Origin of the sequence: Sphingomonas sp. GlSt437, from assembly GCF_048015635.2 — a bacterium.
GTDB lineage: Bacteria > Pseudomonadota > Alphaproteobacteria > Sphingomonadales > Sphingomonadaceae > Sphingomonas.
The window spans coordinates 925,895-945,648 of the sequence record NZ_JBPGYA010000001.1 but is presented as its reverse complement, the minus strand read 5'-3'; the positions used below and the strand labels follow the sequence as shown (position 1 = coordinate 945,648).

Below are 19,754 nucleotides of genomic sequence, written 5' to 3'. Positions count from 1 at the left end.
CAACGCACCACGCGCTCAAAAATGTCCACCCCGGATTGGCTGGCGAAGCAGGTAATCGGCTTCGCATCGCCGCTGCCATCATCTGCCCGCTGGTCGGCGCGACCCCTGGCCTGAGCTAATCGGCATTGTCACCCTGGTTATCGCGCTGCTGCCGCATCGAGCCGCTGGACCGCTGTGCCGATCGCATAGACGCGAACGCCACCGGCTGCCTGAGGTACGATGCGGAACTTGTTGGCAGCCCGGGCAATCGGCGAGGGCGTGAAGCTCTTGCCGCCGTCATTGGTCTTGAAGCCGCCGATGGTCGTGCCGACCCAGCCGTGCAGCGTATCGACAAAGCCGATGCCGAGCTCAACCGCCTTGCCATTGTCGACCAGCGGCAGTTCCTGCCAGCTCTTGCCGCCATCAACCGTCTTGATGACCATCTTGTGCGGGTTGTTCTCGTCATAGCTCATCACGGTGCCATAGCCGGTGTCGCGGCTGGGCCAGGCCATTTTCCAGATCAGTTCGAGCGGCCGTTTCGACCGATAGACTTCTGACCAGCTCGCGCCGCCGTCCCGCGTCATCAAAATCAGCGCATTGGCGGCCTGAACATCGGTGGAGCTTGCCGCGGCGACGAAGCCGGTGCGCTCGTCGACAAAATGCACGTCGAGGATCATCCCTGCCCATCGGCTCATGTCGATCGATTGCCAGCTTTTGCCGTCGTCGGTCGATCGGATGATCCCGGCAGGGCCGCCAACTCGGCCGGCAGCGGTGATGATCGTGTGTTTGACCAGCGTGCCTTGATAAATGCGCGACGTGCGCAGAATGTCGATGGCGCAGATGCCCGCCACCGCCGGCCCGTTGACGGTGACCGCGCTCCAGCTTTTGCCGCCATCATCGGTGCGATAGAGCGGCACGGTATCGGTGACGCCCGGATAATAGCCGACGCCGACATTGCCGATATAGCCGACCCGATCGTCGATAAAGCCGAGCGCGCGGATGAAGGTGCCCGGCTTGGACGCGCGCTTTTCCCAATGCTCGCCACCATCCTGCGTGGCGTAGAGGTCGCCCTTGCCCGTGCCGTACCAGCCATGCGTTGCATCGGCGAAAACGATATCGTCGCGCTTGCCGGGATAGGCGTCTGTCGGCAGCGTCTGCCACGCATCCATCGGGTCCGGCGCGGGCTGCGCGCTTGCGGGGGCCAGCGCAACCAAGGTGGCAAGCAGGACAAGGGCCAAAGGTTTCATGTGATCTCCCCCAGAGCGCGGCTGAAGCTTATTGGACGATTTCCGGCGGCGTCAACGGAGGTGATCGGGTTGGGACGATGGCAGTCGTCTTCCGGGCCCAATCAATGCGCTTCAGCCGTGGCCGGCGGACCACCGATCGGCGGCGGCTTGCAGAACGGCACCATCACCAGCGCGGCGAGAAAGAGATAAGCCATCAGGCGGAACACATCATCAAAAGCGAGCGTCAGCGCCTCGCGCCCGACGAGTTTTGCTAGGATTGCGTCTGCGGCCAGGGAGGCTCGGTGCGGGTCGCCAACGATCTGCCCGATCCCGTGCGTCAATTTGGCGACCATTTCTTCGGCGCCGCGAGCTGACTGACCGAGCGCTTCCGACAAGCGTAGCGCGTGGAGGCGCGTCGCATCCTGCAGCCACGTATTGACCACCGCAATGCCGATCGCGCCGCCCAGATTGCGCATCAGGTTGAACAGGCCCGAGGCATAGCGCAGTTCGGCGCCTTGAAAATTGCCGAGCGCAAGGCCCACCGACGGCACGATGCACAGCATGATCGCGAAGCTGCGCACGACTTGCGGCCAGAACAGCGCAGCAAAGCCCCAGTCGGGGGTCATCGCGCTGAACAGCCAGAGCCCGGCCGCAAACAGCGACAGGCCAAAGGTGATGATGATCCGCGGATCGACGCGTTGCGACAGCCCGGCGGCGATCGGCACACCGAGCAACTGCGCGATTCCGGCGATGAACACCGTCGTGCCGATCTGCGACGCATTGTAGCCGCGCACCCGCCCAAGGAAGATCGGGACCAGATAGGTGCCCGCATACAGCCCGAACCCGATCACCAGATTGAACAGGCAGGCAAAGGCGAAGGTTGGTTTGCGGAACGGCGTCAGCTTGACGATCGGCCCGTCAGACCGGAATGACCGTTCGAGAAACAGCCCGAACGCAACTAGGGAGAGCCATGCCCCCATCGCGATCGACGGATCGCCGAGCCAATCATTCTTCGGTCCTTCCTCCAGCACATATTCGAGGCCTGCGAGAAACGCCGCCATCGATCCCAGATGCACCCAGTCAATCCGCTTGAGCATGGCCAGGTTCGGCGTGTCGACGCGGACCAGCGTCAGGATCAGCAGCGTCACCGCCGCGCCCGGCGCGACGTTGATGAAGAACACCCAGCGCCAGCCCAGCGCATCGGTGATCCACCCGCCCACCGTCGGCCCCAGCGTCGGCGCCAGCACTGAAACCATGCCGAGGATCGCCGGGATCATCGCGCGCTGCTTGCCCTGGAATAGCACATAGCCGGTCGCGAACACCGTCGGCACCATCGCGCCGCCGACAAAGCCCTGCACCGCGCGGAACAGGATCATCGATTCGATGCTCCACGCAAAACCGCACAGGATGCTCGCCAGCGTGAACAGCCCGGCCGACAGCGCGAACAGCCAGCGCGTCGACAGCGCCTGGGCGAGGAAGGCGGAAAACGGGATCATCACCAGTTCCGCCATCAGATAGGCTGTCTGCACCCAGCTGATCTCGTCCGGCCCGGCGCTGAGCCCCGCTTGCACCTCGTTGAGCGATGCCGCGACGATCTGGATATCGATCAGCGCCATGAACTGGCCGAACGCCATCACAGCAAAAATCAGATATTTCCGGCCGTTGCTCAGCGACTGCGGATCGACCGCCACGCGCGGTGCCGGAGTAGAAAAGGGGATCGACGCCAAGTTGCTTGCCTCCAGCCGCGTTTATATTATATGTATCATATAAATGGAGGCGGCAAGTGCGCTATTCAGGCGATCACAAGGCGAAGACGCGGGAGCGGGTGCTGCGCGTGGCGGCGCGGGAATTGCGCGCGAATGGCCAGGCCAATGTCTCGGTGGCGCGCGTGATGGCGCGTGCCGGGCTGACGCATGGCGGGTTTTACGCGCATTTTGCCTCGAAGGACGATCTGGTCGTGCATGCGATTGGCACCATGTTCGAGGATGCCCGCGCCCGTGTGTCGGCGCTCGCTGAAGACGATCCGCGCCAGGCATTGCGCGCCTATATCGATTTTTATCTGAGCCCGGCGCATCGCGACAATCGCGAACGTGGTTGCCCTTTGCCAACCTTGTCAGGCGATGTGGCGCGGGGCGAGCCCGGTGCGCGTGAGCGGTTCGGCGTCGGCGTTAAGGCGTTGACCGACCGGCTCGCCGATCGGCTAGGCGCGATGGGCAGCGCGGCGCCGGAGAGCGATGCCTCGGCGTTGCTCGCGCAGATGGTGGGCGCCGTGGCACTCGCGCGGGCCGTCGCTGACCCGGCACAGTCGGACGCCATCCTGGCCGACGCTCGCGCCAATCTGATTGCGCGCTTCGGGCTTGAGGACGCGCAATGACCGGGCTTGAACTGGCGCAAGCCATGCTCGCGCAAGGCGGCCAGCCGCCGATCGGCAAGACCCTCGACTTTGCCTGCATCGAAGTGAGCGATGGCCGCGCCGTGTTTGAAGGCGCGCCGGGCCCGGAAACCTATAACCCGATGGGCACCGTCCATGGCGGCTATGCAGCGACATTGCTCGATTCCGCCTGCGGCATCGCCACCGTGACCAAGCTCCGCCAGGGCCAGTCGATGACGACGCTCGAGCTCAAGGTCGCTTATCACCGTGCGATGACGGCCGATACCGGCACGGTTCGCGCCGAGGGTGTCGTCATCGCGATGGGGCGCCGCGTCGCCTTTGTCGAAGCGAAATTGACCGACAGCGCCGGCAAGTTGCTCGCCTCGGCAAGTTCGACCCTGCTGGTGATCACCCCATGAACGCACCCGCCACCTTTGGCGCAGAAGCCGATACCGACGCGGCGCCGCACCGTAAGTTTCCACTGCCGCGCCGGGCGATCAGCGTCGGGGCGATCGCGGTGCTGATCGCGGTGCTCGGCACGCTCTGGCTGCTCGCGCCACGATCGAGCGAGAGCACGGACAACGCCTATCTTCGCGCCGATTCTAGTTCGGTCGCGCCTAAGGTCGGCGGTCTGGTGGCGGCGGTGCTGGTGAAAGACAATCAGCTCGTCCACACCGGCGATCCGCTGATCCGCATCGATGCGCAGGATTACGACGCCAAGGTCGCTGCCGCGCGCGCTTCGGTCGCCGATGCCGAAGCCGGCCTGGCCAGCGCGCAGGCAGCGCTTGCCGCTTTTTCGGCCGACGAACAGCTGGCCTCGGCGCGCGTGCGCGCGGCCGGCACGTCGATCGCGTCCGCCGACGCCGAAGTCGCCCGCGCGCGCGCCGATCGCGCGCGTTATGATGCGCTGGTGGCGAGCGGCTTTGCGACCCGGCGCGATGCCGAGCGCATCAAGGCGACCGACATCGGCGCCGTGTCGGCCGCCGATCGCGCGCGCGCCGACCTGCAAGTGAGCCGCGAGCAGAATCTCGTCACCCGCGCCCGCCGGCCGGTGCTCGAAGCGCAAGTGCAGAGCGCGCGGGCGGGCGTGCTCAAGGCGCGCGCCGCGCTCGATCTTGCCCGCCAGGATCGCGGCCATACCCTGGTCCTCGCCCCGATCGATGGCGTGATCGGCAATCGCCAGGTGCAGGTCGGTGACTATGTGCAGCCCGGTTCGCGGGTGTTTACCCTAGTGCCGACCGACGCGCTCTATGTGGTCGCCAATTTCAAGGAAACCCAGACTCGCGATATGCGCGCGGGCCAACCCGCGCGCGTCTATGTCGACGCGCTGGGCGGGAAGGTGTTGAGCGGCACGGTCGAAAGTTTTGCGCCCGGCTCGGGCAGCGAATTCACGCTGCTACCGTTCGAGCCGGGATCGGGCAATTTCACCAAGATCGTGCAGCGCGTGGGCGTGCGCATCCGCCTCGACCCGGGGCAGCCGGCGCTGGCGCGGCTGCGGCCGGGATTGTCGGTCACCGCCAACGTTCAGCTGCGTTAGTTGGCTGCGCGATGTCCCTCGGTTCTGAACCATGGCCTAGGTGGACAGCTTCTCATCTGCGGCTCGAGCCGGGCGTCCCGAGATGCTGCCTGGGAGAACAAATGACGCGAACAGGAGGATGCCTATCGGGCACCCAGCCTACTGATATAAAATCGAGAACCTCAGTTCTTGCTCGCCAGGAGGCGTGGCGGCGGAACCCGCAGCCGCTGTAACCCCGTTCACCAATGCGGGTGTTAAGTGATCTAGAGCGTCGGGCAGGGACGGCAGGCGATCGCGGTATTGAGCAGCGGCCAGCTCGTCAGCCCGATCATGGCTGCCCCTTTCTATGCCTGGACGACGACCGGCCGAATTTGAGGCCGTAGGTGATCGTCGCGATCACCCAGGCAATGACGGCCAATGTGATCAGCGCGAGCTTGATCATGTCGGATCGTCCAGGCTGAACAGGTCATCATCTTCGTCATAAGTGAAGATCTCGGCATAGCGGCCCCATTGCGTCACGGTGCGCAATGTTTCCTCGGCATAATCGGGCGACATGTGATCCTCGAGCTCGTCGCGGAACCGGCGGGCCGGGGCAGTATGGCTGGCGCGTTCATCGAGGATGCGGCGGATGTGCTGTGCGAGCGGGACATGGGTAAGCAGCGCGCTCGCGACCATCGATTTGCGCTGATCGACCTCAGCCTCGGCATAACGGCGGCCGGTGACGGTCAGGATGATCTCGGCTCCCCGCAGTTCGGCGAAGCGCAGCAGCTGCAGCGTTTCCGCGATCGGGAACAACTCGTCCGCCTCGAGCTGGAGCGAGTCGGCTAAGTCCGCCATGCCCGCCTTGCCCGAAAACGGCGCGGCATCGACTTCCTCGATCAACCCCGCGAGCGCATTGGTCGAAACGCGCGGCAGCACCATCGCAATGCCGGTGCCGGGGAACAGACCGTCGCGTGCCGGCGTCGCGGGCGCACGCGCAGTCATCCGAGCATAAATGTCATCGACCAGCGCGCGGAACGGTGGATCGAGCCGGTCGCGCGGCTGGGGCAGGTTGACCTTGATCTCGGCGACCACGCGGCCCGGGTTGGACGAGAAGACCAGAATGCGGTCGCACATCAGCACCGCTTCCTCGATATTATGCGTCACGATAAGGATCGAACGGATCGGCATCCGGCCTTCGGACCACAGATCGAGCAGGTCGGAGCGCAGCGTTTCGGCAGTCAGCACATCGAGCGCGGAGAAGGGCTCGTCCATCAGCAGCACCGAGGGGTTGACGACTAACGCGCGGGCGAGACCGACGCGCTGGCGCATGCCGCCCGACAGCTCCTTGGGATAAGCGCTTTCGAAACCATCGAGGCCGATCAGGTCGATCGCGGCCAGCGCGCGCGTGCGGCGCTCCTCGGGCGGTACTTTCTGTGCCTCCAGCCCCAGCTCCACATTCTGCAGCACGGTCAGCCACGGGAACAGCGCGAAGGTCTGAAACACCATCGCGACGCTGGGGTTGGGCGCGGCTTCAGACGCGACGAGGCGCACGTTGCCTTCGGTCGGCCGGATCAACCCCGCGATCGACCGCAACAGCGTCGATTTTCCCGATCCCGAACGGCCGAGCAGCCCGACGATCTCGCCATCGACCAGCGTCAGATTGACATCGTCAAGGACGAGATGGCTGGCGTCCGCGCCGCTACCGTAAAAGTGGCGGAGCTTGCTGACCTCGACGAGCGGGCTGGGTGGGGCGACGATGGTGGCCATGGCGGAGGTTCCTTGAGGTCAGGCGAGGCGCAGGCGGCGTTCGGCGTAAGCGTACATCGGTCGCCAGACGAGCCGGTTGAAGCCGAGAACGAAGGCGGACATAACGGCGATGCCGAGCGCGACGCGCGGATAATCGCCGGCAGCGGTCGCGTTGGCGATATAGGTGCCGAGCCCATGCGCCTCGAGATGCGCTTTGCCCCACGACACTGTCTCGGCGACGATGCTGGCGTTCCATGAGCCGCCGCTCGCGGTCAGCGCGCCGGTGACATAATAGGGGAAGATCGCGGGCAGCGCGACTTGCCGCCACCATTGCCGTCCCGTCACCCCGAACATCCCGGCCGCCTCGCGCAAATCGGTCGGGATGGCGCTCGCGCCGGCGATGACGTTGAACAGGATGTACCATTGCGTGCCCAGGATCATCAGTGGCGACAGCCAGATATCGGGGTTGAGCCGCCAGGCGAGGATGATGATGACCGCGAAGGGAAACAACACATTCGCCGGAAAGGCGGCGAGGAATTGCGCGACCGGCTGCACGCGCTCCGCCCAGCGCGGGTTGAGCCCGATCCAGACGCCGAGCGGCACCCAGATCAGACTTGCCAGCGCGATGAGGACGACGACGCGGATCATCGTCAGCAGCGCCAGGACCAAGACCTCGGCGATGTCGCGCCCGCCCAGCGTCGTCAGCACATAGCGCGCGCAAAACCAGATCGCGGCGGCGAATGACAGCCAGACCGCCAGCTGCCAGAGCCGCTCGATCCACGGGTTGAGGCGGCGGGACGGCCCCCGAACGCGAATGCCGCGCGCCGGCTCGAGCATCAGCAGCAGCTTGCCCGTCCAGCCGAGTGGCGCAAACAGCAGCGGCAGCAGGCGGGTGCGGCGCAGCAGGTCATAGGCCCAGGATTGCGGCCGCTCGCCGCTTGCGGTCTGCTCGAAGCGGAAACGGTCGGCCCAGGCGACGACAGGGCGAAACACCAGCTGATCGTAGATCAGGATGACGACCGCCATCATCGCCACCGCCAGACCGACCGCGCGAAAATCCTGTCGCTCGATCGCCAGCGCCAGCCATGCGCCGATGCCGGGCAAAGTCACCGTGGTGTTGCCGACCGTGATCGCTTCCGACGCGACAATGAAGAACCAGCCGCCCGACATCGACATCATCGCGTTCCACACCAGCGCCGGGGTCGCGAAGGGCAAATCGAGCCTGAGAAACCGCCGAATCGGCGACAGGCCGAAGCCCGCGCTCACTTCCTCCAGATCGCTCGGCACCGAGCGCAGCGACTGGTAGAAGCTGAACGCCATGTTCCACGCCTGGCTGGTGAAGATCGCGAACACCGCCGCGCATTCCACGCCCAGCACGCTGCCGGGGAACAGTCCCATGAAGAAGGTAACGGTAAAGGTCAGGAACCCCAGGATCGGCACCGACTGAAGAATGTCGAGCGCCGGCACAATGATCTGCCCCGCCCGGCGACTGCGCGCGGCGAGCGTCGCCACCACCAGGGTAAACACGGTCGAGGCGAACAGCGCCGCGAACATGCGGATGACGGTGCGCAGCGCGTAATAGGGGAGGTAACGCCAGTCAAGCACGACGGGCTCGACGTGCAATCGAGCCAGCGGCTCGACAGCGCCGCGCGTGCCTTGCAGCACCAGCAGCGCGAGTGCGGCCAGTATGACGAAGGCAATCGCGTCGGCGCGGTTGGGCCGCGTCAGCCGCAACATGCGCGAGAAAGCGCGCAGATCGGGCGCGGTGACTGCGCCAAATGTCAGTTCGCGGTCGCTCACAGCACACCATGGAAGCGCAGCGCCAGCACATTGGCGGGGCCACGATCGCGATTATAGCCGGGGTTCACGATCAGCTGATAATCGGCGGTGATTTCAAACCCATTGCGGACCTTGAGCTTGTAATAGGCCTCGCCAATCGCCTCCGCGCCGTAATGCGGCAATTGCCCGTCGCCGACCAGCACGCCAATGCCGCCCGCCGCGAGATAGCGGCGATGCACCGCCGAGATGCCGTTGACGATCGCCGCGAAGCCCACCGTATCGTCCTTGCGACCCCAGCCCTTGCCGTTGATCGACGCGCCCGCCTCGGCCGAGCGGTCGATATCGGTGAAGTCATAGGGCTCGATCGAGCCATCGGCGATGCCCGCGCGCGCAAACACGCCCACGGTATCGCTGACCGCTTGCTCGATATTGACGCTGCCGCCCCAGCGCGTGCGCGGCGCCCGCACCGATGGCAAATCCGGCGCTTGGCCGGGCGCCGCCGCCGCGATCGCATCGGCAAAGCGAGCGAAGCGGCCATGATTGCGGAACACCGTCACCCGTACCGCACCCGCGCGCTCGCCGATCTTGTGGCGATGTTCGATCTCGCCATCGATCTGATACTGCCCAAACCCGGTCTCCAGCGACTCGCCATTGGGCACTTTCGACAAGTTGAACAAGCCGCCGCGAACCGTCCACACCCCCTTATAGGCTTCGACCGCAACGCCGGTGCTGTAACCCCATGCATCCGCCGCATAATCGAAGGTGCCAGCATCGACCCCCGCCCAGTTGAGGAAATCGCCGCGCGGGTCATGCGCATAGGCATTGGTGTCGAACACATCGCCGACGCTGAACTTGCCGATGGTGACGACCAGCCGATCGACCGGGCGGCTGCCGGCGAGCTGGCCAAGCCCATCCGCCACGCCCTCCCGCGCGCTGCCCAGGGCAATCGTCTGGCGGAAATAGAGCCGCTGCAGCCGGAAATAGGGCACCGACTTGCCGACCTTGTACGCCTCTGCACTCGGGAAACCGGCAACGCCCAGCGTGTTCGACAAGCCAAAGCCCTGGTCGATCTCGGGCGTCGTCCACGCCTCCGCGCCTTGCCATAGCCGTACGCCGGCGAAGATGGTCGCGTCAAAGGTCTCGCGCGTCTGGTTGGGCGCCAGGCTGTTATCGCCCGCGTAGGGCGAGCGGAATGCAGGCGTCCCCTGCACCACGAACGTCGCCTGGGCATGGAGCGAGAAGCGCGCTTCAGGCTGTCGCGGCTGTGCCTCAGCCTGGTCAGCTGAAGTCGTCTGCGCATGGGCCCATCCGGCGGGCGCCACCATCATCACCAACAACAGCACCGCCAGGCGGTCGAACTTTGGGGCCATTTCAGACCTCCCTTGGGCAAGCAACCGGCCCGTCGGGAGGTCTCAAGGCCACTCAGCTGGCCGTGATCCTCTTGGTCAGGTCGGTCCGGGAAAGAGCGACAGGGCGCGCTGAACCGCGCCTGTCGCCCTCGATGGACGAGGGCGTGGATTGGCTACTCATTGATGTTCCATACGTCGACACAGACACCGGAGCTCAAGAATCGCTTGGCCCGGCTTGAGCGCGCCTCTATACCCCCCGGGGCTATCGGGCAAGCCCAAAAGGAAGGGCCATGAGTCACGTCAGCCAAGAAAAGAAAAAGCTGTTGAACAGGCTGGCGAGATTGCGCGGCCAGTTGGCGGCGATCGAGCGCGCGGTTGCCGAAGATGCCGAATGCGCGCGCGTTCTGCAGCAGGCAACCGCGTGCCGTGGTGCGCTCGATGGCTTCATCGCCGAAGTCATCGAGGATCATATCCGCGAGCATATGGTCGATCCCGACGCACCCGCCGACAGCCCGCAACGCCAGGCCGCCGACGAGCTTGTCGGGATTGTCCACGCTTATCTGACGTAACGGGCCGTTATCAGACCGGTCGCCGGTTGCTCGATCCGCCGATTACCGAGCGGGATGGTCGTGCTCGCGCGGCTGTGAATGCTCGGCTGGTGGCCGATGCGATTCGACATGCTGCTCCGGCCGGGGTTGCGGGTGAGGCGGCGCTGGCGGCCGTGGCGGGGCCCGATCTGCCGGCAGGTGATGAACGACAGGGGCGGCTGCAACGACGGGCCGTGGCACGCCGCCAACGGCCTCGCCGTGCTGTGGCGGCGTTCGGTCGGCCCGGGCGTTCTGCGGCACGGGCGGACGATAGGAAGGTCTTGGCGACAGCGTAGCGTCGAATGGCTCAGGCCGCCCCTCCTCATGGACATGAACCGACGGTGCCCGGCCCAGCGGTTGATCAGCAAAAGGTCGACGATCGGCAAAGGTCGGTGTTGATCGTCCTCCATACGCGCCGACATAGCCCGGAGCGGCGTTCCCACGCGCTGTCGGTGGACCGCCGACTGGCGGCCTCCCAGCGGGCGACGCCACGGCTGGCCGGGCGCCAAGAGGGCCGCCAGCGGCTCGCGCTCGCACCACGCCGGGGCCATTCAATCGAGCAGGCGCCAAGGTAGCGGCAACCGGCGGCGCGCCATGATTGGCAGCGGCAAAAAGCTGCGGCGCGCCGCGGGCGGTCTCGATATGTCGTTGCTGCTCGGCAGTAGGGGCAAGGTGCGGCTCGCGCGCCGCTGCCAACTGCGTGGCGGTCGGCTGCGCATGGACGCCACCGGGGCCACCGTTGAAGCTGATATTGTTGATCGTGGTCCGGTTCACGATCACGGTCTTGTTATAGACGTTGGTGACGTTGACGTTGGTGATGTTGGTCACCGCGCGGTTGTAAACATAATGCGGCCCGCGCCAGAAACCGCCTTCGTAGCCGAAGCCGGTGTAGCCAAAGCCATAAACGATGCCGCCATACCAGCCGATATGCTGTCCCCAATAGCCCGAATGGAACACGTAAGCGCCGTCGCTCCAGCCCCACCAGGGCGGCGTCCAGACATAGCCCGGTCGTGGGGCGAGCGCCCACGTCCCGGGTACCCAGAAATAATCGTCAGCGAGATCATCCCATGCCCAATAGCCGGGCAACCAGATATAATCGGGACCAGGCAGCGGCGGCTGCTCGTAAACCGGTAGCGGTGGAGGCGAAAACCGGACCGAGACATTGACGAACACCTGCGCCTGAGCGGGGGCCGCCGATAACGGCATCGCCGCCGCCGCGAGCAGAATCATGATACCAAGACGACCGCGAGCCATAGTGCCTCCAATGCATCAATGTGACTGCCAATGAGTCGAGCTAACACCAGCGGCGATGAATGGAGGATGACAGCGCCGTATCGGTGCCGTTCAGCAAACGAAAACGGCCCCGGAGCGAAGTAAATAGCAGGCGATTCAGGCGATTGGCTCGGTTATGGCCTAGGCGATCGTTACGCGGTACGCTGGACGGATGGCCGCAGCGCAAGCATCTCGTTCAAGGCTCATTCTTCTCCCGGCCGATATCGTCGCAGGGCTTTCGGTGGCAGCGCTGATGCTCCCGGAATCGGTCGCCTATGCGGGGATCGCCGGCTTGTCGCCCTCGCGCGCCCTGATCGCGGCGGTTGTCGGCAGTCTGGTCTATGCCTTCATCGGCCGCAGCCGGTTTGCGATCGTCTCACCGACCTCGTCATCGGCCGCCATCCTCGCTGCCGCAATTGCAACCCTGGGCTTGTCCGGGGGCGAGCGGGATGTCGCTGCGACACTCATGGTGGTGATTACGGGCGGGATGTTCCTGGCGGCGGCGCTGCTGCGGCTCGGCGCGCTGGCCTCGTTCGTGTCTCGACCCGTGCTGCGCGGCTTTGCTTTCGGGCTGGCGATCACGATCGTCGTTCGTCAGCTTCCCGCCTTGCTGGGCATCGAGGCGCATGGCGCGACGATCGGCGCGCTGGTCTGGAGCATGCTGCTGGAGATCGGCAGCATCAACGCGGCTGGTGCCACCACCGGCATCGCCGCCCTGGCCAGCCTGCTTCTGGTGCGGCGCTGGCCGCGCGTTCCCGGCGCGCTGATCGTGCTGGTGCTGGGCATTGCCGCGTCGGTCGTGTTCGATTTGCCCCAGCGCGGTGTTTCCGAGGTTGGCCCGATTGCGGTGTCGTTGGCAGTGCCTCAATTTCCGATGCCGGGCGTGAACGAGGCGATGCGCCTGGCGCAATTGGTCGCGCCGCTGACCTTGATCCTGTTTGCCGAAAGCTGGGGCACGATACGAACGCTCGCGATCAGGCATGGCGACAGCGTCGGTGCCGAGCGCGAGCTGGTCAGCCTCGGCATCGCCAATCTGGCGAGCGGGTTGGCGCGCGGCATGCCGGTCGGCGCGGGCTTCTCGGTCGGTTCGGCGAACGATGCGGCGGGGGCCACCAGCCGCTGGTCGGCGGCAATTGCCGCGATCACGCTTGCCGTGCTCGTCGCGACCGCCACGCCGTTGATCGCCCGATTGCCCGAGCCGGTGCTCGCCGCGGTGGTCATCGCCGCGCTGACCCATGCGCTCGACCCGGCGCCCTTGCTGCGGCTGTGGCGCCTGAAGCGCGATGCCATCGTCGCGACGGCGGCGGTTGCCGGGGTCCTGATCCTCGGCGTGGTCAACGGGATGCTGCTGGCGATCCTGTTGTCGGTCGCAGCCTTTATTCGACGGGCATCGTTACCGCATGTCGCTCGCCTCGGCCGTCTTGGCGACAGCCATGATTATGTGTCGCTGGCGCGCCACCCTGAAGCGGTCGCGCCGCCTCTAATGGCGGTCTGGCGACCCGATGAGCCGCTGTTCTTCGCCAATGCCGAGCAGGTGTTCGACGTCATCGCGCGCGGGACCGACGCCAGAGCGCGTGCACTGGTACTCAGCCTCGAACAGAGCTTCGACCTCGACAGCACTGCGCTCGATGCGCTCACCGAGTTCGCGCGCGCCATGGCGGCGCGCCAGACAGAGCTTCGCCTCGCGCGGGTGCGCGATCATGTCCGCGATCTGATCACCGCCAATGGCCAGGCCGAGCTTGCCCAACGATCTTTCTACAGCGTGGCCGATGCCGTTGCCGCGCCCCTTACAAGCAAGGAGATCCCAGCGCATGACGCATGATTATCAGCCCCTCGTCACCCCGACGCCGATCCGCGATCTGCGCCCCACCCAGATGACGGTCGGGATGCACGAGGTCGCTCTCAAGCGCCAAGCCTGGCGCGACAAATGCGAGAAAGAAGGGCCGGAATTTGTCGGTCGCCACATGATCCCGGTCGTCATCGGCCCCAAGCAGCGGCCCTGGCTGGTCGATCACCATCATCTGGCGCTGGCCTTGTCGCTTGAAGGCCAGGAGCATGTCCTCGCTAGCGTCATCGCTGATCTTTCCCATCTTGGCCGCGACGAGTTTTTGACGGTGATGGACAACCGGAGCTGGCTGCATCCGTTCGATGCCCATGGCGTACGCCAGGATTATGACAAGCTGCCCCGCCGGATCGGCAAGCTCACCGATGATCCTTATCGCTCGCTTGCCGGCGCGGTGCTGCGCGAGGGCGGCTATGCCAAAAGTGCGGCGCCCTTCGCGGAATTCCTCTGGGCCGACTTTTTCCGCCGCCGGATCGACGCCAAGCTGGTCGGCAAGCACTTCGATCAGGCGACCGAGCGCGCGCTAACGCTCGCCAAAGACCAGCGGGCCGATCACTTGCCGGGATGGGCTGGGGGCAAGGGATAAGAGGATTGGACTAGCTGGAGGGCGCGCCCAACGCTCGACCTTGGAGTGCATCGCTGACAGCGGCCACAGCATCGTCTCACCGCGCCGGATTTGCCATGCAGCAGGTTGCTTGCAATACAGAGCGCGACGCGGCGGAGCATCGAACATGGTTTTCGTCCTTGGCGGGTGGCAAAGCGATTTCTCCACAGTCTGGAGCCGGCGGGGCATGGATCTGGCGGACGCGTTCACCGAAACCCTTCACCAGGGGCTTGCGGCGGCGTCGCTCGATGCGGCTGATATTCAGACTGGCCATGTCGGCAATTTCACCGCGGAGCTTTTTGCCGGGCAGGGCCTGCTCGGCGGGTTTTTCGCGCTCGCCGATCCGGCCTTTGATGGCTTGCCTACCGCTCGCCACGAGGCCGCCTGCGCATCGGGCAGCGTCGCCGTTCTCGCCGCCACAGCGGAGATCGAAGCGGGACGCTATGATCTGGCCTGCGTCATCGGCATTGAACAGATGCGTAACGTTCCCGGCCAGACTGCCGCAGAATATCTTGGTGCGGCGGCTTGGGCGGGCCATGAATATGGCGATGTCCGCTTTGTCTGGCCGGCGGCCTTTTCCGACCTCGCCGACGAATATGATCGTCGATACGGCCTGAAATATGAGCATCTGATGCGCATTGCCGAGATCAATTTTGGCAATGCCAAGCGCAATCCCAATGCGCAAACGCGGGGGTACAGCTTTGCGCCCGAAAGCTTCACCGCTGATGATGAGGCGAACCCTGTCGTGGAGGGGCGGACGCGCAAGATGGATTGCGGGCAGGTGACCGACGGCAGTGCGATCGTCTTCCTGGCATCGGAACGTTTCGCCGCCGATTACGCGGCGAAGCGCGGCAAGTCGCTCGATACACTGCCACATATCGCAGGTTGGGGCCATCGCTCCGCGCCGATCGGCTATGCGCGGAAAATTGCCGATAGCGCCGACCAAGACTATGTTTTCCCACAGGTCCGGCGCGCGATCGAAGACGCGCGCCGCCGCGCCGGCGTGACTGACATCGCGCAAATCGACGCGGTTGAGACGCATGATTGCTTTACCGCGACCGAATATATGGCGATCGACCATCTCGGCCTGACCGAGCCGGGAGAATCGTGGAAAGCGATCGAGGACGGATCGATCGAACCCGGCGGGTGCTTGCCGATCAATCCGTCGGGCGGCTTGATCGGTTGCGGGCATCCGGTCGGCGCGACCGGCGTGCGGATGCTGCTCGATGCGGCCAAGCAGGTGTCGAACGACGCGGGCGATTATCAGGTCGAAGGCGCGCGCCGCGTCCAGACTCTCAACATCGGCGGATCGACGACGACAACGGTCAGCTTCATTGTCGAAAGTGCCGCGGCGTGACCGTGGTTCAGCTGCTTGCGACCAACGCGGCAGCACTGATTGCCCTGTTCGCGCTATTCTGGCTGGTGACGCTCAAGACGCGCGACGTTACGCCGATCGACAGCGTGTGGGCGCTCGGCATGGTCGCGCTCGGCTGGACGAGTTTCGTGCAAAGCTCGGGCGATCCGACACGCAAGGCATTACTGATGACGATCTGCACGATCTGGGGCGTGCGGCTCGGCGGCTATCTGCTTTGGCGCTGGCGTCGCAATGGACCCGACCGGCGCTATGTGACCATGTTCTCGAAGGCGAAGGATGCAAAAGGCTGGGGCTTCAACCAGGCATCGTTTCGGCTGGTCTACGCAATCCAGGCGCCGCTTTTGTTCATTGTCTGCCTCCCGGTCCAACTCGGCCAAATCAATCCCGCCCCACCGGTCGGTGCGTTGGGCGAGGTCGGCGCTGCCATTGCGGTCGTCGGCATCCTGTTGGAGACGATTGCCGACCTCCAGCTTGCTGCCTTCCGGCGCGACGCGGCGAATGCCGGCAAGGTCCTAAGCAGCGGGCTATGGCGCTACTCGCGCCATCCCAATTATTTCGGCGAGGCGTGCGTGTGGTGGGGCCTGTACCTGATCGCTGCGGAAAGCATGACCGGCCGGTGGGCGCTGTTCGGCCCGGTGCTGCTCACCTATACGCTGCTCAAATGGTCCGGCGTGCCGACGATTGAAGGCCGGATGAAGCGCAAGAAGCCCGATTACGAAGCGTATGTCCGCCGCACCTCGGGCTTTGTGCCGTGGTTCCCCAAGAGCGCTTAGCGGTACCGGCGCAGCACCGTGCGGTTCGCCCAGTGCGAATGGGTGCCGCTCGAAATCTTGTGCGGCAGCGCGACACGACAGACCGGACCGGCCTCGATATCGCGCGCGTCGATCAGGATGCATTCGCTGGTGCCGCGATTCTCGTCGGTGATGAAGCTCACCAGATAGCCGTCATCCTCCGCGGTTGATCCGATGCGCGGCGCAAACGGTGCTTCACTCGCATAGCGCCCGTCTTCCAGCATCAGCGTCCATGACTGCCCCGTCTCGAGGTCGTGCTTGACGAAGCCGTTGAACAGGAACCAGCCAGGCTTGGTGGTCGTCGAATAGACATAACGATGCTTCCGACCGGCAACCCGCGCATCGATCATGCCGAATTCCAGCGTTCGGTCGTCCAGGCGTTCTTCCGTCGTTGTCCCATCCGCCAGATTGAAGCGCCAGCGGTGGAGACGCGGCAGAAAGCTGTGCTCGTCAACATAAGCCATCATGTGGCCGTAGCCGTCTTCGTTGGGCAGCGGCGCGGGCTGGGGATTGTCCTGAAAATAGGCATCCATCACGACCTCGTCGCCTTCCTCATAAGCGTTGAGGAAGTGGAGGATGTAGGTCGGCGCCGCATCGAACCAGCGAATGTCCTCGGTCCGGCCGTGGCGCGGAATCAGCGCGAAACGCGAAGGGATGCCCTCGTGCAGCCGCGCGGCGTGAATGCCGCGCTCCATCAGCTCGACGTCCCAGAACATCGGCAGGTCGTTCACGATCGACCAATGCTCGCTAAAGGTCATGTCGTGCGGCAAGCGCGGGCCGGGCAATGGCACCGGGATATAGGTGGTTACCCGCCCGTCCGCATCGACAACGCCGTAATGCATATAGGGCGCGTGCTTCGAATAGTTGAAGAACAGCAGCTCGCCGGTCCGCTCATCAACCTTTGGATGCGCCGAAATACCGTCGAGCGGCACCCAGGGAGCGACTCCCAATTGCTCGAGCGTTTCAGGATCGAGCACATAGCCTTCGCCGCACTGGTAGAAGGTCGAGATCGCCTTGCCGGCATGGACGATGATATCGGTGCTGGAGGAGTCCTTCAGGCTGCCATGCGCGCCAAAGCCTGGCCGCTTCGACGTGCCCGGCCGGTCCATCAGTCCGCCCCAGAGCGAACCACCGGCATCCTGCTCCGCCTGGAAGCAGCGCGTCCGCACGAAGCGATTGCGATAGGATGCGCGCCCGCCCGAGAAATCGATCTGGTGGATCATCCCATCGCCATCAAAGGGATGATATTTGCCAAGCGGCTGATGCAGCTGGTTTTCGGTATTACGAAGATAGACGCCGTCAATATCGGTCGGAATCGTGCCTTCGATCACATCCAGATCAATCGCGGTCACCTCTTCGTGTTGCGGCGTCCACGCGTGGTTTAGATAGGGATGATTGCTCGGCTGCAACGACGAAACAACCGGCGCGAGGCGTTCGATCTGCACGGAGAAACCCTCCTATCCCCCTGGTCCGGCCAGTTTAGCTTTTCAGTGGCATTTGACCATGCGTAATTTCAACGAGCGGTCGATCAGGATGCTCGGATATCCGGCCTCAGGATCGCGTATCGCGGGTCGAGACCGGTGTCCTTGCTCGCTTCCAGCGCATTCCCCAACCTCGCAGGCGTGTCGCGTCATGCGTTTCGCCAGACCCTCAGCGCGCCTTTAAAACCCGCTTTGGCAGCACGACGTGAACGCCCTTGTTGCGATCGACCAGCTCCGTCACCTCAACGTCGCCCGCGGTGCTCACGAGCATATAAGCATCGTCGCGGCTCAGCCCCTTCGCCGCGACCAGAAAGTCGATCATGTTGCGGACTGCCTTGCGGGTCGCGTTGGTCAGGTCTTCGTCATAGCCCATGGCGATAAAGGCGTCGGGCGTCTCTGCGCGAGGATAGCTCGCCTCGACCGCCGCGCCCTCGCCTTTCTTGTGTAGAACAAGTTGCAGGGTTCCCGTCAGCGAGGTCTCCAAAGCGGTAATGTCGACTTCGCCATTGCCTTGTGCGGCGTGACCATCGCCAACCTCGAGCAATGCGCCCGGCGCATGGACCGGCAGGAACAGAGTCGTCCCCGCGACCAGCAAGCGATTGTCCATATTGCCGCCATGGATCGAGGGCGCGGTCGAATCGTAGCGGCCAAAGCTGGCGGGCGGCGCGACTCCCATCGAGCCGAAAAACGGATGCAGCGGAATCTCGATCCCCGATGCCAGCGTGCCGATCATCCGCTGCCGATCGAGCGGCACGATCTTGATCCGTCGATAAGGGAAATCGTCGGTCAGGAAGCCCGTGGTCGGGCCGAACGCGTTATAGGCATAGGGGATGGCAAGCTCGACCTTGAGGATGCGAACCTCAAGCGTGTCGCCGGGCTGCGCGCCTTCCACCGCGATCGGTCCGGTCAGAATGTGCCCGCCGGGGCCCCGCGCGGAAGCGGGCACGCCGTCAAACACCGCGCGCAGGGCGGGCTCGACCTGGTCGGGCGGCAGGCCGGCGCTCTCCAGGCCCTTCGGGCTGTTGGTCAGCAGCGTATGCACGACCACCTCATCGCCGGAACGCACGGTGATGACCGGTGTAGCCGAGGCGTCATAATGCCCCCAGGACACCGTTGCCGGCGTCGCGGGGAGATCGACCTGCTGCGCCACAGCCGCGCTCGTCATGGCCAGCGACGCCACACCCGCCAGCAACCTTACCGCCATTTTCGTCCTCCTCATGCGTCGTCGCAAAGCTTAGGCCAGCCGCTGTGGATTGAGCAATGCACACCACCCCGCAGCGTGTGCTTTCGCCCTACCATTTCCAATGTGGCCGCAGCGCCCCGGACGGCAGCCCATCGAGCGCAACGACGTGGCGCTGGATGTCGCTCGTCATAAGGCCTCTCGGCGATAGTCGGCCGATCGTCGACAGCTGAACCTCGGCTCAACTTCGCCACGAGCAGCCCGGAGAGCGGTCGGCGTTAGACCGGCCGCACCGATACAAGGGCGGCATCCACCGTTTCCACACCAAGAAGTTCGTTGCTCGGAGACGTCAAGGCTACCCTCGGTCTTCTCCGCGGTGGCGGCCGATGCTACTCCATAGGGTATTTTCGGGCAAACGCGGCCTGCACGCCGCTGCGCGATGCTTTGGCCTTGAGACCAACCCTCAGTCGCTCTTTTCGACAAGCGCATTCAAGAGAGAGTTGCGTGTTTGGTGCCAGAAGAACACTCCTATCGGGCACCCAAGAGGTTGATTTTACAAATAATTTCATAGTGGGAAACCGCCAACACCAATAATAGCACCAACACATCGTCCGGAAAAGGCTGGACCTGCGGTACGAGACTTGCGGAAGCTGGCAGCCAGGTAGTAGCCATA

Annotated in this window: 16 protein-coding genes; 8 read left to right on the top strand and 8 right to left on the bottom strand. The window is 64.5% G+C overall.

Annotated features, from left to right (window positions below; translation table 11 throughout):
* Positions 1-137 precede the first annotated feature (137 nt).
* Together ACLB0R_RS04780 and ACLB0R_RS04775 are read right to left on the bottom strand one after the other, a co-directional pair.
* A complete protein-coding gene (locus ACLB0R_RS04780) occupies positions 138-1,226 on the bottom strand; it encodes a WD40/YVTN/BNR-like repeat-containing protein (RefSeq protein ID WP_416642204.1) in 1,089 nt (362 codons plus the stop codon).
* Between the two features lie 101 nt (positions 1,227-1,327).
* Positions 1,328-2,932 carry a DHA2 family efflux MFS transporter permease subunit gene (locus ACLB0R_RS04775; protein ID WP_416642203.1) on the bottom strand — a complete coding sequence of 535 codons (1,605 nt, stop codon included), beginning with the start codon at positions 2,930-2,932 and terminating at the stop codon, positions 1,328-1,330.
* Between the two features lie 56 nt (positions 2,933-2,988).
* Here ACLB0R_RS04775 and ACLB0R_RS04770 point away from each other — a divergent pair, with 56 nt between their 5' ends.
* Genes ACLB0R_RS04770 through ACLB0R_RS04760 form a run of 3 tightly spaced genes read left to right on the top strand, consistent with a single transcriptional unit; the run spans position 2,989 to position 5,113 of the window.
* On the top strand, positions 2,989-3,579 hold the full coding sequence (locus tag ACLB0R_RS04770; protein ID WP_416642202.1) for a TetR/AcrR family transcriptional regulator: 591 nt from the start codon (positions 2,989-2,991) through the stop codon (positions 3,577-3,579).
* A complete protein-coding gene (locus ACLB0R_RS04765; RefSeq protein WP_416642201.1) occupies positions 3,576-3,995 on the top strand; it encodes a PaaI family thioesterase in 420 nt (139 codons plus the stop codon). The genes ACLB0R_RS04770 and ACLB0R_RS04765 overlap by 4 nt, the downstream gene beginning before the upstream one ends.
* Positions 3,992-5,113, top strand: a complete 1,122-nt coding sequence (locus ACLB0R_RS04760; protein WP_416642200.1) for an HlyD family secretion protein — start codon at positions 3,992-3,994, stop codon at positions 5,111-5,113. The genes ACLB0R_RS04765 and ACLB0R_RS04760 overlap by 4 nt, the downstream gene beginning before the upstream one ends.
* Positions 5,114-5,530: 417 nt before the next feature.
* On the opposite strand, the gene ACLB0R_RS04755 is transcribed toward ACLB0R_RS04760, so the two are convergent.
* From ACLB0R_RS04755 to ACLB0R_RS04745, 3 genes are read right to left on the bottom strand one after another with little or no spacing between them, the layout of a single operon-like run.
* Complete coding sequence (locus ACLB0R_RS04755; protein WP_416642199.1) at positions 5,531-6,841, bottom strand: ABC transporter ATP-binding protein; 1,311 nt, start codon at positions 6,839-6,841, stop codon at positions 5,531-5,533.
* An 18-nt stretch (positions 6,842-6,859) separates the two neighbouring features.
* Positions 6,860-8,557, bottom strand: a complete 1,698-nt coding sequence (locus ACLB0R_RS04750; protein ID WP_416643097.1) for an ABC transporter permease — start codon at positions 8,555-8,557, stop codon at positions 6,860-6,862.
* A gap of 59 nt (positions 8,558-8,616) precedes the next feature.
* Positions 8,617-9,969, bottom strand: a complete 1,353-nt coding sequence (locus ACLB0R_RS04745) for a carbohydrate porin (RefSeq protein WP_416642198.1) — start codon at positions 9,967-9,969, stop codon at positions 8,617-8,619.
* A 269-nt stretch (positions 9,970-10,238) separates the two neighbouring features.
* Here ACLB0R_RS04745 and ACLB0R_RS04740 point away from each other — a divergent pair, with 269 nt between their 5' ends.
* Positions 10,239-10,517, top strand: coding sequence for a metal/formaldehyde-sensitive transcriptional repressor (locus tag ACLB0R_RS04740; RefSeq protein ID WP_416642197.1), 279 nt, complete (start codon positions 10,239-10,241; stop codon positions 10,515-10,517).
* Positions 10,518-10,559: 42 nt separating this feature from the next.
* Here the strand turns inward: ACLB0R_RS04740 and ACLB0R_RS04735 are convergent, their stop codons facing one another.
* Positions 10,560-11,765 carry a YXWGXW repeat-containing protein gene (locus ACLB0R_RS04735; RefSeq protein WP_434953740.1) on the bottom strand — a complete coding sequence of 402 codons (1,206 nt, stop codon included), beginning with the start codon at positions 11,763-11,765 and terminating at the stop codon, positions 10,560-10,562.
* Between the two features lie 214 nt (positions 11,766-11,979).
* On the opposite strand from ACLB0R_RS04735, the gene ACLB0R_RS04730 reads away from it, so the two are divergent.
* From ACLB0R_RS04730 to ACLB0R_RS04715, 4 genes are all read left to right on the top strand, one after another.
* Positions 11,980-13,629, top strand: a complete 1,650-nt coding sequence (locus ACLB0R_RS04730; protein ID WP_434953738.1) for a SulP family inorganic anion transporter — start codon at positions 11,980-11,982, stop codon at positions 13,627-13,629.
* Positions 13,619-14,236, top strand: coding sequence for a ParB-like protein (locus ACLB0R_RS04725; protein ID WP_416642194.1), 618 nt, complete (start codon positions 13,619-13,621; stop codon positions 14,234-14,236). The genes ACLB0R_RS04730 and ACLB0R_RS04725 overlap by 11 nt, the downstream gene beginning before the upstream one ends.
* 145 nt (positions 14,237-14,381) lie before the next feature.
* Entirely contained in the window at positions 14,382-15,611 is a 1,230-nt protein-coding gene (locus ACLB0R_RS04720; RefSeq protein WP_416642193.1) for an acetyl-CoA acetyltransferase, read from the top strand.
* Positions 15,608-16,402 carry a DUF1295 domain-containing protein gene (locus ACLB0R_RS04715; RefSeq protein WP_416642192.1) on the top strand — a complete coding sequence of 265 codons (795 nt, stop codon included), beginning with the start codon at positions 15,608-15,610 and terminating at the stop codon, positions 16,400-16,402. Before ACLB0R_RS04720 ends, ACLB0R_RS04715 begins: the two co-directional genes overlap by 4 nt.
* Here the strand turns inward: ACLB0R_RS04715 and ACLB0R_RS04710 are convergent.
* Together ACLB0R_RS04710 and ACLB0R_RS04705 are read right to left on the bottom strand one after the other, a co-directional pair.
* A complete protein-coding gene (locus ACLB0R_RS04710; protein WP_416642191.1) occupies positions 16,399-17,865 on the bottom strand; it encodes a carotenoid oxygenase family protein in 1,467 nt (488 codons plus the stop codon). The two genes, ACLB0R_RS04715 and ACLB0R_RS04710, sit on opposite strands and share 4 nt — an antisense overlap.
* 205 nt (positions 17,866-18,070) lie before the next feature.
* Positions 18,071-19,105 (bottom strand): acetamidase/formamidase family protein, encoded by a 1,035-nt coding sequence (locus ACLB0R_RS04705; RefSeq protein ID WP_416642190.1) that lies wholly within the window; start codon positions 19,103-19,105, stop codon positions 18,071-18,073.
* Positions 19,106-19,754: the final 649 nt, after the last annotated feature.

Excerpts from the sequence above, each read along its gene's own strand:
- ACLB0R_RS04755 (WP_416642199.1), bottom strand. The coding sequence starts at position 6,841 with ATGGCCACCATCGTCGCCCCACCCAGCCCGCTCGTCGAGGTCAGCAAG.
- ACLB0R_RS04735 (WP_434953740.1), bottom strand. The coding sequence starts at position 11,765 with ATGATTCTGCTCGCGGCGGCGGCGATGCCGTTATCGGCGGCCCCCGCT.
- ACLB0R_RS04720 (WP_416642193.1), top strand. The coding sequence starts at position 14,382 with ATGGTTTTCGTCCTTGGCGGGTGGCAAAGCGATTTCTCCACAGTCTGG.
- ACLB0R_RS04745 (WP_416642198.1), bottom strand. The coding sequence starts at position 9,969 with ATGGCCCCAAAGTTCGACCGCCTGGCGGTGCTGTTGTTGGTGATGATG.
- ACLB0R_RS04740 (WP_416642197.1), top strand. The coding sequence starts at position 10,239 with ATGAGTCACGTCAGCCAAGAAAAGAAAAAGCTGTTGAACAGGCTGGCG.
- ACLB0R_RS04760 (WP_416642200.1), top strand. The coding sequence starts at position 3,992 with ATGAACGCACCCGCCACCTTTGGCGCAGAAGCCGATACCGACGCGGCG.
- ACLB0R_RS04725 (WP_416642194.1), top strand. The coding sequence starts at position 13,619 with ATGACGCATGATTATCAGCCCCTCGTCACCCCGACGCCGATCCGCGAT.
- ACLB0R_RS04750 (WP_416643097.1), bottom strand. The coding sequence starts at position 8,557 with ATGTTGCGGCTGACGCGGCCCAACCGCGCCGACGCGATTGCCTTCGTC.
- ACLB0R_RS04780 (WP_416642204.1), bottom strand. The coding sequence starts at position 1,226 with ATGAAACCTTTGGCCCTTGTCCTGCTTGCCACCTTGGTTGCGCTGGCC.
- ACLB0R_RS04730 (WP_434953738.1), top strand. The coding sequence starts at position 11,980 with ATGGCCGCAGCGCAAGCATCTCGTTCAAGGCTCATTCTTCTCCCGGCC.
- ACLB0R_RS04765 (WP_416642201.1), top strand. The coding sequence starts at position 3,576 with ATGACCGGGCTTGAACTGGCGCAAGCCATGCTCGCGCAAGGCGGCCAG.
- ACLB0R_RS04705 (WP_416642190.1), bottom strand. The coding sequence starts at position 19,105 with ATGGCGGTAAGGTTGCTGGCGGGTGTGGCGTCGCTGGCCATGACGAGC.